Consider the following 14,731-nt stretch of genomic DNA (forward strand, 5'->3'; position numbering starts at 1 on the left):
CGCCCGGTCGTGTTGTAGACTAGTTCGAAAACACGCACTATGACAACGCGGACCGTAAACGTGCTATAGACGATAAGTTCTTTTCCTCCATTTTATGTTCTGATGTCGCTTAGATGAGGTTTATAATTCACGATATATCTCGTCAGCGCAAATTTCACAAGTGGCTGTGCATTAGAAATTTTACTTGTCCATCATTGGTGTTCATCGGGTATCTCGTCACAGTATCTCAGATCAAGTCGCATACCGAGAGAAGCCGTCCCGTGATACGATAGTGCAAATTCCATCTCTACCTGTATGAGTAAAAGCCCTTTACAGAAATCTATCCTCCGAAGTAGAGGGCGGCAGTGGCGAGATTTGCTATATCGATATGCGGTTTATTCCTGCCACGCATATCTTATCCCATTTAGCCGTTGGTTATCCAGACTGTGGCCGTCTGGAAAGACACAATACCTATACGTAAGCTGTCCGTATCACGCTACCAACCGAATATGACCGACTCAGATTCACCCCTAACCACAGCACACCGGTTTCTTCTGAGAGAAACCAGAGAGACAGGATCATGAGCAACGAGACTAGCACCACGGCCAGCGAGCACTCGGATCAGACCGACGATCCCGCGTGGACGCTGCTCGATCTCGATGGACTTGTCGATGCGTACTGGGAACTCGTCGCTCCGTCGATGCGCGAAGAGGGACTCGATCCTGAGACCGAGCGCCCAACTCACGAATGGCTCTCGGCTCACGGCTTTCGGGGGCTGATCTACGCGCTTCGGGAGTACCACGACCGGACCTTCGGGGAGTTCTGGGCCGATGATCTCGAACTGGATGAGCGCGATGACAGCTACGACTGGGGAACAACCCACGACCCAACCGTCGACCTCTTGGAAGCCTACCTCGAGAGTCGGTCCGAACGTGGGGACCTCAGCGCGTCATCCACCGATACACTCCGGTACCGGCTCGCACACTACGTCCGCGCCTACCAGAGCGTCAACGACACGGACGACCTCCTCGCCCCGGTCGCTCGTGACAGCGATGTCCCAGCGTATGAGGCGACGGACGCTGCGTGGGCGGCGTTTGACGCCCTCGACGACGATCTGGCTCCACGAACGATGCGCCGGATCCATGAGGCCGTCGACAGCTGGTACGCCCACTTGGTGCGACGCAAACGAGCGGCGGTCAACCCCGTCGCCGGACTCGAAGACGAATATCGCTGGCGTCGCCGCACCGACACCACTGGCGAGACACGCGCGAACCCGGCGCTCGACGCCACGCACGTCCGAGCGCTCTACGACGCTGCCACGACACCGACCGACCGCCTCCTCGTCGTCGCACTGTGTGCGTGGGGCCTGCGCTCGGGGGAGGTAGCTGCGTTGCACCGCTCCCAACTCGTGTTCGATCCTCCCGAGGCCGATGTGCCCTATGTCGACTTCGAGGAGCGAAAGAACGGCCCCGGACAGGTCTCAATCCTCTATGGACAAACGGCGGCGACCGACCGGCTAGCCGAACTCAACGAACGTGACCACTGGACCGGCTATCTGTTTCCTTCTGATCGCTCCGCTGCAGGCCATCGGACACGCCAAACCATCCTCTCGTGGTTCGACGAACTCGCTGCTAGCGCCGACCTTCCAGCCGAGATCGACGGCCAAAAGCCGATCCCGCAGATGGCCCGACGCTTCTGGTACGACGCCTACTCAGCGACTCAGGAGGCGATCCTCACTGACGTCGGTGAGATCGCTGCTGAACAGGGCAGTGCGAGCGCCGAGGTCGTGCTTCAGGAGTATCTCTCGCCAAACCGGCGGCGGCAACTCCGCCGACAGTACATGCGCGAGCGACTCGCGCAGGCCTTTGGAGAAACGACACCATGAACAACGATATCGGAGCAGCGATTGAAGACACTCAATAGAGTTGTATCAGTTCCGGTTCAGTAGTGTCAATACGGCAATACTGAAAAGCTATGATGCTATAAACAATCTAACATATTTTTAATATGAATTGGAAATGGGAGATAGTATATTAGTTCCACTCCATCCACCGCCTGCGAGCAGGTTGTCAGATCAACCGACCACCATTCCGCTTGAGACGCTAACGGCCAGCAACGGAAACGTATTCGCTCGACTGTGAGGGCACCTAAGGTCACGATTACGGTCGAGGAAATCACAGAGGTGTTTGTGCTTGTGTACCGACGGTAAACGGGGTTTCTTTTGCACCTAGATTGATATTCGCAGTGCTTGGAACTCGCACCAAAGAAGACTATTGGGGTGTCTGCGGAGGCTTACCACCGTCGATGGGGTTGCTTCGTTGGGTATCTCGAAAACGAACTGGAGAACTTCTTTTCCACCAATTTCCATTCTAACGCAGAACTATAGGATCTTGTAGTAGAGGATGCATTTCAACTTGAAAGAGGTTGCATATACTGAATTACATCATATAGATATAATCATTCAATTGAAGGCCACAAACGTGCGATCGAGGAAAACGAATTCGAACAACGATTATAAAATAGCTTCCACATGGAGTTTCGACTACCTGAATGAACACACAGATTGGTTCTATGACAGAGCTGTCATCCCGCCGTCTGACACGGTAAACCATGTCGTCGAAGGGGAGGACCCTTACAGCGTCATCATCGCACCATGTTCATCAGTTCCTCACTCGATGGAATCGTCGGTTGTACAACCGTGACGAATCCGGTTACCATTATGGGTCATTTCACCGCCCTTTATGAAACGAATCGCCAGCGCTGATGATCTCCAGCGCTCCACGTCCATTGTTGAATGTTCGCAGCGTCCGACATCGACCGGTTCGCGACGTCGGCAGCCTTGCCGCTGTTAGCGTTCAGTAGTTGGTAGGTGCCGTCGCCGTTGTCCACAATATCCCACTCCTGACACGCGTGGCCCGTGTCCGTGTACTGCCGGATGTTCGCGCCGTCTTCAGTAGACGCGTTCGCTACTTCGAGGAACTGCCCACTGTTGACGTTCGTGATGTCGTACGTCCCGCTGCTGTTCTGGGTAACGTTCCACTGCTGGCACGTACACCCCGTGTCAGAGTACTGCCGGACGTTCGCGCCTACGCTCGTCGAGCTGTTCGCAACCTCCAGGTACAACCCGCTGTTGACGTTGGTAATGTGGTAGGTGCCGTCGGCTATCGGACCACCGCCGTCACAGTAGCCGCCTAAACCGGGATTGGTCATCTGTGTGGATGGCGTCCCGTCGCAGCCGATCACCGGCCAGCCGTTCTCCCACTGGATCGGATCCAGGAAGAACTGTCGCGCGGGCGGCCAACCGTAGTTCCCTGCGTACTCCGGTCCTTCGGTGTCGTAGGCGTGGTAGACGAACCACCAAGAGCCGTCGTCAGCGACTGTCACGTCGCCGTGGCCTGGCCCTATGAACCGAGCGTTGTCCCCAAGGTGGGTTGGACCTGCATTCCACTCGTCGCGGTCAAGCATCGCGGTCCCGTTCATGTCGTAGTACGGCCCAAGGAAGTTCTCCGATCGCCCGACTTCGATCTCGTACGTGCTGTCGAATCCAGCACAGCAGTCGCCAGTCGAGCCGAAGAAGTACCAGTAGCCGTCCCGTTGGAAGATGGTCGAACCCTCGTAGGCGCTCCCGACAATCTGGTCGAAGGTCCCGGACCGGAAGTCCTGAAGGTCAGCAGTGAGTTCCACCACGTACACGCCAGCGAAGTTGCCCCAGAAGAGGTACGGCGTCCCATCGTGGTAGACGAAATACGGGTCGATGGTGTTGCCGGGATAAGGATGATCTGGGTTGGAAAGGATCTCCCCGTGGTCCGTGAAGGGACCATCGGGCGTGTCGGATGTAGCGAAGCCAATGCCGGGTACGAGGCTGTCGTCGTCCTCTCGCGGCCAGAGCGAGTAGAACAGTACCCACTGGCCGTTGTGGTAGTGAATGTCTGGAGCCCAGACCGAGCCGTATAGCCAGCCGGGTCGCGAATCGAACGCCTCGCCCTCGTACGTCCAGTTGACGAGATCCGATGAGGAGAGGATGGGCACCAACATCTCGTCGGCGTCGTTGCTATAGCTCATGTTCGAAGCGTACGCCCACCAAGTTCCATCGTTGGCGCGATGAATCGTCGGGTCCGCGAAGTCCGGGCCGTACAACGGGTTGTGGTAGTGTGTAGCGCTAGGATCTGCCATCACCGAACCAGTCGAAACGGTCATTCCCGCTGCTCCGAGTGCCCCCGTGCTAAGTATTTTCAGAACGCTGCGTCGATTTATCCCACTATTGTCATGACCATTCGTCATGCAATTTGGGATAAGATACAAAGTTATAAATAATTTTCCCAGTAAATTAATAATCTTTTATGAAGAATAAATAGAGTATACGCGGCAGAGGGTACTACGTCGCGCTAAAGGATCACCCTTGGTCTTAGTAGACCCACGGCTGGACGTTCACGTCGTCGCTCCTGTCGGCTGTTGGGGACACACACCACGAGCCCGTTGACATTCTCGATGGAACAGCAGCCCGCCGCAATAATCGACCACAACCACGATTCTCGCTCATCCGTTTTCGCCGACGACGAGTGTGTTCATAATCGAACGCGACTGCTGCGACGACCGCTCCTCGTTGCTTCTCACTCCATGTGACGTTCGATGTGCTCATGGATCGCCTTGCGACTCGCGCGTGATCACGATTCAAGCCCTCATTATTACGGTGGCCCGAGTTTGCCCATAACAACCGCTAAAGGCCAGCCTGACCTGCATTCAGTTCCGAATGTTACACTCAGACGCACTTGGACTCTTGATCGGTTCCGTAGTCCTCGGGGCAGCTCACGGCGTTGAGCCCGGTCATGGCTGGCCCGTTGCCGCCTCATATGCTATTGATCAGACGAATAAATGGCTGTATGGTTTTGCTGCGAGTCTCATCCTTGGGATTGGTCATCTCATCAGCAGTATCGCTATGGTGGCCGTGTTCTTCTATGCAAAATCGTATTTCAGCCTCACCCAACTCAATGAACCGCTCACGATCGGCGGGGGAATTCAGATTGGTGGGCCGGTCAGTCTCGTCGCTGGGTTTTTACTGATCGCACTTGGTATTCGCGAATACACGAGTGGGCACTCACATGGTGCTGGGCAGTCTCACTCGAACGACCACGGTCATACCGATCAGTCGCATGGGCACAGAGACCACTCTCACGACGGCGACGCCCACAGCCACGATGCTCACTCTCACAGCCATGATGATCATGCACACACAAGTGATGGGATTCTTACGCGACTCAATGAATACATTCCATTCGTTGAGGGACATTCACACTCTCACTCCCATGCGGACCTCGACGAGGCTGGGGATCGGGGGCTCCTTGGGATCGCGTGGTTCGCGTTCCTCCTCGGATTTGCACACGAGGAAGAATTCGAGATCATTGGGATCTGTGCCGGTTCAAACTACTGCCTCGAACTCATGAGCGTCTACGCGCTGACGGTGATTCTCGGGATTGTCACCCTGACAATGCTACTCGTCGCCGGGTACGAACACTATGAGGAGGAGGTGGAACAATATACACCGTACCTGCCAGCGTTCTCAGCAGCAGTACTCATCATCATGGGGCTGGGGTTCATTACCGGCCTGTTCTAAGCTGCGAGCAACTCGATACCGATAGGCAGTATCTCGACAGAGAATAGCTGGGAAACTTTTCGAGCGTGTCTCAAGGACGGCGACAATACGGACTGTTAAGACCATTGTTGGCCACTGTAGTACACGAGGAGAGCGTTCCAGAGCGGTGCTTTGTGGATTTTCATAAGATCTGTATACAGAGAGAGCTACGAAGATAGCCCTGACGCTCGTGGCTTGAGAAACGTTTATGATATTTGCAATAAGATATTCACTTCCTGTTACAACACCCAGAAACCCAACACGGGACTGAAGCGGAGTCATATGTCTCTGCGTTCTGAGTCGTTATCACTGTCATAGTATTTGAGAACACGGCGGAATTGGAATCGTCGGGAAAGCCGCGCCGGATATGCTAATAGAGCGCCCAAGCACCCAGGATATCCACCACAGGAGTGGCGGATAACTTCATGGTTTGTCGTCACAGTAATTACTCAACCGTGATTTTTGTTCCCATGACTTATGTCGTGTCGTAGTCCGCTTATTCGAGCTGAGCAAAAAACGCGGCAGCCTTATTTTCGACTGTTTTGTTGAAGTTTCGCTGTGCTTCACACAGCCGCGCAACCTCGACGTGATATTCTTGAATGACATTCTGAACATCATATTTTAGCTGATCGACACGGTCTTTTTGCCGGGCAATGAATGCCTCAAGTACTTCGTTGCTCTCAGTCATTCAGTCTGAAAACCTTTCATCGCCCAGTCACCGCGACGATCGGCACCGCGACGGTGCTGTACTACAGCGATGGTAAGCGATAGCAACGGTGAGTAGAGCGTTATACGATTCCGTGTGGGAGTTCGACGCAGTGTGCGTCTTCTAAACGTTCTCGGACCCAGAGGTGAACTACCACATCCTGAATCACGGGTTTCGAGTGCGAGACAATGAGCAGATGTCTGAGCGTTTGTTTCGATTATCGGGGAGTTAGGCTATAATGGCGAGATATCCTGCACACCATCCCACGTAATTGCTACCATCCCACACGACAGGTCGCCAGACGTAGTCGCCCACCTCCAATCGAGGGTAGAAGACCCACCCGCTTGATCCATCGGGTACCGTCGTAACCACCTCCCCATCAAGGCCTGGTTGGGCCCGTGTGTTTAGATTAGCAGTGGCGTTTACAACACCCCCGTAGCCAGGATCAGGCATGCTGCCCACGTTGTCAAGATATTCTGCGGCACACCATCCCACGTAATAATTACCGTCCCAGCCAACAATCTGCCAGGTGTAGCCGTCCATCTGCAAAGGGCCGGACAGGATCACCCCGGTTGCGTGGGGTGGCATCGTTGCAACCACCTCCCCGCCGAGTCCCGGTTGGGCCCGTGTGTTTAGATCGTCGGTGGGGGATACCCGGGTATCGACGCTGTAATCAGCAGTCACGGCGTTCCCGTCCACAAACGGGCCGGAGTGCTCGCTCTCAGGCGTCTCTGGGACACTGGCTGCCCCGGTACCAATAGTAGTTCCCGCCATTCCGAGAATGCCGGTCACTGCTGCTTTTTTCAGAAACCCTCGACGTCCTTGTGAGGAGTCGGTCTCTGCTCTGTTCTCGTCGTTCGATTCGCCCACGTGCGCCGATTCGTCGGTTGGCATGCAGATCACTTCACCACGAGCGATAGCAGGCACGGATTGATTATCACGTAACCGATTGAAAAATCAGTCACAACCTACCGATGATATATAAATATTCGGGATGGTTACTGCTTGTCCCGTCTTTCGCTCGCGCCTCCACGATACCGATATGTCGATTGACGTCGAAGTCGAACCCTCGTAGTTTCAGGAACAGGGATGATCGTGGAGTGGGGCGTTTTGTGTGTATTTTCTCAGTGCCGACAGCACCTCTTCCAAGCCATCGTATTTATATCAGTAATATATTATGTTGTTGCACGCCCTCTCCCAGTAGCTCGTTTGACACGGAGATTGTCTATCAGAACCAAAAAATCATCACGATTAATCTGATTTAACTTATTCTCTATTCATTAATATTTCCAGTTCTACATTTCCCTGTGAAGCAATCTCGGCGAACGTTTCTCACCACCGGTGGAACCACGTGGCCGTCGCTGGTTGTGTTGGCCACGATCCAGAGCCGCCGTCTGGACAGCTCACCGCCGGGGAACAGACCCGTTCGCCGATACGTGATAGAACGCTCTCAGGGGGCACCCGTTCGTGGTCGACTGCTCAGTTCAGTGCCCGAAACATCGGCTTCGATCCGGCCCTCTCCGAACCCGCCGTTACCCACGCCCGCGTCAAGTGGCACCCTCACTAACGAGGCGGATGCTCTCGTTGGCCCACCGAGTCTTTCCGGTGGATCAGTGTTCGTAACGGTTGATCAGACGCTCGTCCTGACTCGGCAAGGAATCCCAGACAACCGCTTCTCCTCACAACTGTCATTGAGTTCCGGGGTAGCGACGCGTTGGATTACGATAATATCGAAATATCAACGGGTATTAGTATAGAGATTCCCAACCACTCATTATGACTGACCATAGCCAATCGGGATCACGACGACTCAAGAGTGTTAAACAGGCATTCGATATCATTCAATATCTTCGGGATGTCGAGGGTGCAACTCTCTCTCAGACCGCAGAGGATCTGGATATACCAGTAAGTACTGCTCATATCCACCTGACCACCCTCGTTGACTCGAACTTCGTTATCAAGAAATCTAACGAGTACCGCTGTAGTTTCCGGTTTCTCCAGTTGGGTGGCGAAAAGTGTAATAGAATGATTCTCTATCGGGCAGCGAAACCTGAATTGGATGATCTGCGGGAAATGACTAGTGAACATACAAATGTCACTGTTGAGGAGGATGGGTATGCAGTCCAGCTCTATAAGTCACAAAGCCCAGACTCGATCGACGATAACGCTCCGCTAGGTGACTATCTATACCTACACTCGACGGCAACAGGAAAAGCTATCCTCTCAGAACTGCCAGAAAAGAAAGTAGATGACATCTTTGAGAAACGGGGACTTCCATCCTTGACTGAAGACACTATCACTGATGAAGAGTCCCTTCGTCAGGAACTTGAGGAGATTCGTGAGCGTGGGTATTCGATCAACCGGGGGGAACATTTCCCTGGTGTCTGTGCTGTTGGGACTGCAATCGTCTCAGAACCCGATAACGTTGTCGGTGCCATAAGTATTAGCGGCCCGCTCAGCCGAATGGGGACAGACCGTATTGAGCAAGAATTAGCCACTGAGCTCCTGAACAAGAAGAACATTATCGAGCTAAGAATCAAAAAGTACCAATAGAAATTATATTATTAATTTTAAATAAATGGGGAGTCTACTCAGAACGGTTGGAGATACAGAGAGTATTGAATTAGTAAACCAACTCAGAGAAGATTTTAGCTTTGGGAGGGAGACCCATTATTTCATTCGACTATTAAGAATTTGATTTTTTCGCATCCTGCCTTTCTCAGGGCTTCTTCTGGCTCTATTCCGAGATATATTGCGTTAACAGCCAGCATTTTATATGAGGTAGCGCGTTACACCCTAGCATGAAGATTAGAGAGTCAGCCCTCGCTGCTACTACAAATAATATCACAAAAGAGATGGATGCGTGGGGAGCAGCAGATCTGCTTGAATTCCGAATGGACAAAGCAGCGAATCCAATTAATCAACTTTCCAAATATAATGGAAATATTCCAATTATCGCAACGAATAGGACACGGTGGTTTGGAGGGCAAGCTACTGATACTGGCAGATTAGATAGTCTGTTCTCAGCATCTCGATTTGATGCAGTAAAATTTGTTGATATAGAGCTTGAAACAGTCCGATCTAAAAGCTGGATAACCCATGAATTCCGGGAGAACGATGTCGACCTCATCATCTCCCATCACGATTTTGACAACACACCTAGCAGAGAAATTATAGATAAGATATTTGAACAGTGTGCGAGATACGGTGATATTGCTAAGGTTGCGACCTTTCCACAGGACCAGACGGATACCCTTGCGCTCTTGGAGGCAGTCAATGCGGCAACTGAGAAAGGTATCGATGTTGCTGGAATTTCGATGGGGAAAATTGGAAGCCACACACGCGTAATTGGACACCTCTACGGCTCAAAACTCAGCTACGCACCTCTTCTAGCAGATGACACCGACTATGCCCCAGGACAAATTCCGTTAGAGAAACTTGCATCACTTATCGAGATAACAAAAAATAACGGCGTTGACGATCAGGTCATCTCTATGATTGAAGACGAGGTATCAGTCCCTAAGGGGCTAACTCTCTGATCAATTTTGAAGCGAAGATCAGAGATCAACTAAAGTTCGCAGCTGCGTTCTGATCAGCTTCATTCACCGGTCTTTGAGGTCAGGTGGTTCGTCACGAATCTTTCGGACGCGTTGTTTGATCGCCACCTCGTCTTCAAGGAGATTGAACCAGTAGAAGACGTGGTTGTAGAGCTGTCGACCAAACTTGCGATGAGAGTCCAACGTCTGACGCTAAACGGCAGACGGTTCGAAACGATATCTGTAGTTCATCAGTTCTCATGTTCTTTGATGAGTTCATCGGAGATCTCCTAGACGAACGAGAAGAGATTGCGGTGTTGCTCCTTAATCCACCCGATTGGCCATCTCGAATAGCAATCATCTTCTGTTCACCGTATGCCCACAGCGCACCTTGACAACGGAGATACCAACATTCTTACCGCCGATAACCTTGTTCTATGCAAGGGGTCCCGAAGTAAGTGGTTCGATAACCCGAAGATCCTTTTCGTCCGCAATATCTCTGATTACAGATAAGACATCCTCTGTTGAACCTGCCTCGGCAGCTATCCGAAACCGGGCGCTTGATGTCCGAGTTGATCCCTGAGGAACCGATAGCGAGATATCGGTGACAGTCGCATTCCGTGTTGCTTGGATCTGTGACAGGGTATCCGATAAGTTCGTGTCGATAAGATGCCCTGAGAGTATTATAGTGAATTCTTCACTATAGCGCTCTGTACCGGCCTGTATGACGTTTGTTCCGGCGTCTTTTAGCGCCTCTACGATTTTCTCAAACCGATCTGGCGTCGCTTCAACGTCAACTTCAACAGGGATGTATCCTCTTGGTGTTACATTACCCCTCTCATGAAATATCGAGAGAAGGTTTCCCCCATTTTCAGCGATAGGACGAAGAGTCCGTAAGAGTTCCCCCGGTTCGTCAACTAGTTCAAGACGAAGGGTGTAGGCGTGATCATCGTTCTGTAGCTCACTCATCAATATACCACCACGTGTGATTGTTGTTCATCGTTGAGATTTGTGTAGATTATCTCAATAAGGGCCACTCTTTCGCAATGTGCAATCTCCTCGTTGAAGTATCTTCCGGATCTGCAGTGGAGTGTTATTAATCACGCATCTCAGTTATCGCTGGCACGCCAAGGACATTCTTAGAGTTACGAAAAGAGTTACGGGAATATTTATGATATAATAATCACTTAACTTCCAAGTCCTGAAGAACAGTGTATTGAAGACACTTCTGGTATAATCAGTGAGCGACCAGCTGCTTTGGTCATGATCAGTCAGAAGTTAATGGAGACCGTTCGATGTATCCTCGAAAAACGCCGTCAAAAGACTTCTGTCGAACTATAACTCCTAGATCCATAGGCCGCTACTCTCAGATACCTATCTAATATCGTCGAGTATCATAACGATTATTTCAGAATTATTCCATTAACCACATCTACATTTTATTAATATCTATTTTATAAATAATATTGTAATTATACCAAGTATAACTGGTGAGAATTTCCCCTAGGCCCTCAATAGATTTAGAGATATTGTCCATCTATTCCACTAATTTCGAAAATTGCGACATTAGAGACTGTCCCATTACAACAGTACATTTGTAATACTCAGAACACACTTTTAAAAATAGAGGGCTATTTCATCCAATATTATTGAAAAAGACTTTGAGTTACCTGTACACTATATTTCTTTTCCATTCTAGTATTAAGAAATTTCCTCCACATATCATCCATAAGTACTGTGTGCTTCCAGACCTTCAAAATACTATGAGAATTGTTTTAATAATTCTGTAGTTAGGGAGTGGGTCAACAATATCTATTGTTCATATGAATATATGAGGTCACAGATCAGACCAACCAAATAACAGCTTCATGCGCAACTATTCGCTAAGGGATGTTTCGGTGCCTACTGTGTAAGAACTGCTGTGGGAAAATCGCTTCAATCAGAAAGCCGAATGGGCTATTCTCCGAGCGCCCGTACCGCTGGGATGAGTATCGTCGCCACACTCAGCAGGAGGATGACGAGAGCGATTGGGCTGTTGAGGAAGATATCAGGTGATCCGTTGGAGAGAGCGAGCGAGCGCCGCAGGTTCACCTCTGCGATAGGTGAGAGGATCAGCCCGAGGACTATCGGCGCAAGGGGGTAGCCACGGAGACGCATGACGTATCCGAGTACTCCTGAGCCGAGCATCACCCACGCATCGAAGAGGTTCCCTCTGAGCGCGATTGCACCGATAACGGTGAGCAGCAGAATGATTGGCCAGATGAACTGCTTGGGAATGTTGATCACCTGTGCCCAGTAGTTCGCCCCGAGAAGCCCGAATAGTAGGATGAACACATAGATGAGCAGAAATCCGACGAAGATAGTATACAACAGCTCCGGCTGGTCTTGATAGAGTCCCGGGCCGGGATTCACGTCATGAACCAACAGCGCACCGATAAGAATTGCGGAGACGGAATCGCCCGGAATCCCAAGCGTCAACGTCGGAATGAGTGCCCCGCCGGTACTTGCGTTGTTACCGGATTCGGCCGCAGCGACCCCCCGAATATTCCCGTCACCGAACGACGGCGTGGCGTTTTTGATCCAGCGCGTGGCCTCGTTGTACGTGATGAACGCCGCGATGTCACCGCCAGCACCGGGTATCGCTCCGATGAGTGCCCCGAGGATGCCCGACCCGGTACTCACAGGCGCGATTGCTCGGAGATCCGAGAACGAGGGCAACACGCCCGAAACGTCCTGAGTGATTTCATCTTGGTCTTCGTTGATTCCCTCGGCGTATTTTCGGAGCCCCTCTGCGATTCCGAACAGCCCGATCATCACTGCGATGAACTCAACGCCTGTGAGGAGTTCCGGAATATCGAACGTAAACCGGTGATAGCCAGTGATGGGATCAATCCCTATTGTTGCGACCAGCATGCCGAGGAGACCGGAGACCATCCCTTTGGTGAGTGAATCACCGCTCACGCTGGCGATGATCGTGAGTCCGAACACAGCGAGTGCGAAGAACTCCGGCGACTGAAACCGAAGAGCGGCGTCGGCTATCACGGGCGAGAAGAACATCAGTGCGAGGACGCTTATTACGCCACCAACGAAGGAGGCTATCGTGCTAATCCTGACCGCCCGTCCCGCCTCGCCCTTCTGCGAGAGAGGGTACCCATCAAAGATAGTCGCTGCTGCTGAAGGTGTTCCAGGCGTCCGGATGAGTATCGCCGGAATCGATCCCGCGTAGACAGCGCCGCCGTAGATGCCCAACAGCAGCATCATCCCCTGTGCAGGCTCCATCGTGAACGTGAAGGAAAGTAACACCGCGATAGTCATCGTCGCCGTCATGCCCGGAATCGATCCCATGAGGATTCCGAGGAAAATTCCGACGACCATCAGCCCGATGATGAACGGGTCCATCACATTCACGAATCCTTGGGTGATGTAATCAAGAACCATCAGACCACCACCCCTAACGGGAGCTGCGGAAGAAGCCGCGAGATGGGGACGATCCCCTCAGGCAGGCGTATCAAGAAGATGCGGCCGAAGAGATAGAACAGCAGTATCGGAAAACCTACTGAGAGTGCGATGAGAAGCGTGGTGGATCGGACGTTCGAATAGTGGAGTAAGACGAGTAGGAGTAGCATCGAGCCGAGTAAAAACCCGGTTACCGGCATCAGCGAGACGTACAGCATGAGAAGGCCAATCACGACCGCTGGTGGCCGGAAGTTGAGGTCCGTCAATTCCTGTTCCGTCTGCGTCTCGCTCAGAATATCGGCCGCCGCAAAGACGATGATTCCGACAGAGATGAGAGTCGGGAACAGCTCAGGTCCCACCAGTCCCTTCTCAGGGAACCGGTTTGCTGTGTAGATGACCGCGAGAGCAATGAGTATAAATACGGCTGAGAGTGGATTCGAAGAAATGCTACTGGGAGTTCGTTTGATCACGTCTTCTATCTGTTGTTTAATCATGACTCTCTTACACTCGTGTTAGATGTTCACGGAATGTGCTTTATAACTTTACCGGTACCGCCGTGCGAGAGTTGGTTCACACCCCCACGAATTAGTTGTATCAACGGAATCGGTACACCGAACATGATTTGCGTCCCCGCTTCGGCACATCGAAATCATCGAATACCGTGGTTTTAATTGGAGCGGTGCTATAGAGTACAGTTGTATATGGGCGTCAGTAATGTACTCAAGGGAATCGACCAGATACAGTTTGAGCACGTGCGAGTCTTCGTGCTCAAAGATGTGCCGAATGAAGGAGATACCACACTCGTCGACACCGCATTCAACGAGAACGGTGAGGAACTCGTCGAGATGCTCCGGTCAGAGTATGGGACCGTCGATAGAGTTATTCTCACGCACGGCGACCACGGGCACCACGGCGGACTTGCGCACGTAGTGGACGCATTCTCACCGACCATTGCGATGCCAGCCAACGAGACAAAACTGTACGATCACCTTGAGGAGGCGGAACTCAACATCGAACCGGATGTCGCATACGAGGATGGCGACACGCTAGAAGGAAACATCCGGATTATTCAGGTTCCAGGGCACACAGAAGCCACGTCCGCCTTGTTGTTGGAAGATCGGAATATCCTCATCTCTGGAGACGTTCTCGATGGTGCGGATCGCGGCGAACTGCCGGCTGGGTACCTGCTCCCGCCGCCGGCCCTGTTCAACGACAGTCACGAGGACGCAGAACTCAACCTTTACAATCTCCTTGAGTACGATTTCGATACCCTTCTCGTCTTCCACGGATCGCATGTCTTCGAGAATCCCAAGGAGAAACTCGACAACTTCCTTGTCGAACGCGAATGGAACGATTGGGACCCTCGGAACGACTGACCGGACGTCTCGTCAGAACGCACCAATTCCGGTAACTCCGCAGTTTTTA

At 51.9% G+C, this 14,731-nt stretch carries 14 protein-coding genes; 6 read left to right on the top strand and 8 right to left on the bottom strand.

Features of this window, described 5'->3' with window-relative positions; genetic code table 11:
* Positions 1-559: 559 nt before the first annotated feature.
* Entirely contained in the window at positions 560-1,864 is a 1,305-nt protein-coding gene (locus tag EIK79_RS12770) for a tyrosine-type recombinase/integrase (protein WP_124955494.1), read from the top strand.
* Positions 1,865-2,718: 854 nt separating this feature from the next.
* Here the strand turns inward: EIK79_RS12770 and EIK79_RS12775 are convergent.
* The gene (locus tag EIK79_RS12775; protein WP_124955495.1) at positions 2,719-4,260 is read right to left on the bottom strand and encodes an RICIN domain-containing protein; all 1,542 of its coding nucleotides are present in this window, start codon (positions 4,258-4,260) and stop codon (positions 2,719-2,721) included.
* 124 nt (positions 4,261-4,384) lie between these two features.
* Positions 4,385-4,618 (bottom strand): hypothetical protein, encoded by a 234-nt coding sequence (locus EIK79_RS12780; protein ID WP_124955496.1) that lies wholly within the window; start codon positions 4,616-4,618, stop codon positions 4,385-4,387.
* Between the two features lie 111 nt (positions 4,619-4,729).
* On the opposite strand from EIK79_RS12780, the gene EIK79_RS12785 reads away from it, so the two are divergent.
* Complete coding sequence (locus EIK79_RS12785; RefSeq protein WP_124955497.1) at positions 4,730-5,590, top strand: hypothetical protein; 861 nt, start codon at positions 4,730-4,732, stop codon at positions 5,588-5,590.
* Positions 5,591-6,104: 514 nt separating this feature from the next.
* Here EIK79_RS12785 and EIK79_RS12790 read toward each other — a convergent pair.
* Together EIK79_RS12790 and EIK79_RS12795 are read right to left on the bottom strand one after the other, a co-directional pair.
* On the bottom strand, positions 6,105-6,296 hold the full coding sequence (locus EIK79_RS12790; RefSeq protein ID WP_124955498.1) for a hypothetical protein: 192 nt from the start codon (positions 6,294-6,296) through the stop codon (positions 6,105-6,107).
* A gap of 246 nt (positions 6,297-6,542) precedes the next feature.
* Positions 6,543-7,208 (bottom strand): SH3 domain-containing protein, encoded by a 666-nt coding sequence (locus tag EIK79_RS12795; RefSeq protein WP_124955499.1) that lies wholly within the window; start codon positions 7,206-7,208, stop codon positions 6,543-6,545.
* Positions 7,209-7,665: 457 nt separating this feature from the next.
* Between EIK79_RS12795 and EIK79_RS12800 the strand changes: the two genes are divergently transcribed.
* The 3 genes from EIK79_RS12800 to EIK79_RS12810 all read left to right on the top strand — a co-directional run bounded on the left by EIK79_RS12800 (position 7,666) and on the right by EIK79_RS12810 (position 9,853).
* On the top strand, positions 7,666-7,881 hold the full coding sequence (locus EIK79_RS12800) for a hypothetical protein (RefSeq protein ID WP_124955500.1): 216 nt from the start codon (positions 7,666-7,668) through the stop codon (positions 7,879-7,881).
* Between the two features lie 209 nt (positions 7,882-8,090).
* Positions 8,091-8,867 carry an IclR family transcriptional regulator gene (locus tag EIK79_RS12805; protein WP_124955501.1) on the top strand — a complete coding sequence of 259 codons (777 nt, stop codon included), beginning with the start codon at positions 8,091-8,093 and terminating at the stop codon, positions 8,865-8,867.
* 248 nt (positions 8,868-9,115) lie between these two features.
* Positions 9,116-9,853 (top strand): type I 3-dehydroquinate dehydratase, encoded by a 738-nt coding sequence (locus EIK79_RS12810; RefSeq protein ID WP_124955502.1) that lies wholly within the window; start codon positions 9,116-9,118, stop codon positions 9,851-9,853.
* 63 nt (positions 9,854-9,916) lie between these two features.
* Here EIK79_RS12810 and EIK79_RS18150 read toward each other — a convergent pair whose 3' ends face one another.
* From EIK79_RS18150 to EIK79_RS12825, 4 genes are all read right to left on the bottom strand, one after another.
* Complete coding sequence (locus tag EIK79_RS18150; RefSeq protein WP_185715627.1) at positions 9,917-10,054, bottom strand: hypothetical protein; 138 nt, start codon at positions 10,052-10,054, stop codon at positions 9,917-9,919.
* 231 nt (positions 10,055-10,285) lie between these two features.
* A complete protein-coding gene (locus EIK79_RS12815; protein WP_124955503.1) occupies positions 10,286-10,819 on the bottom strand; it encodes an amino acid-binding protein in 534 nt (177 codons plus the stop codon).
* A gap of 987 nt (positions 10,820-11,806) precedes the next feature.
* On the bottom strand, positions 11,807-13,288 hold the full coding sequence (locus tag EIK79_RS12820; RefSeq protein WP_124955504.1) for a tripartite tricarboxylate transporter permease: 1,482 nt from the start codon (positions 13,286-13,288) through the stop codon (positions 11,807-11,809).
* Complete coding sequence (locus EIK79_RS12825) at positions 13,288-13,800, bottom strand: tripartite tricarboxylate transporter TctB family protein (protein ID WP_124955505.1); 513 nt, start codon at positions 13,798-13,800, stop codon at positions 13,288-13,290. The genes EIK79_RS12820 and EIK79_RS12825 overlap by 1 nt, the downstream gene beginning before the upstream one ends.
* Positions 13,801-14,007: 207 nt before the next feature.
* On the opposite strand from EIK79_RS12825, the gene EIK79_RS12830 reads away from it, so the two are divergent.
* Complete coding sequence (locus tag EIK79_RS12830; protein WP_124955506.1) at positions 14,008-14,682, top strand: MBL fold metallo-hydrolase; 675 nt, start codon at positions 14,008-14,010, stop codon at positions 14,680-14,682.
* Positions 14,683-14,731: the final 49 nt, after the last annotated feature.

Source organism: Halocatena pleomorpha (genome assembly GCF_003862495.1).
Lineage (GTDB): Archaea > Halobacteriota > Halobacteria > Halobacteriales > Haloarculaceae > Halocatena > Halocatena pleomorpha.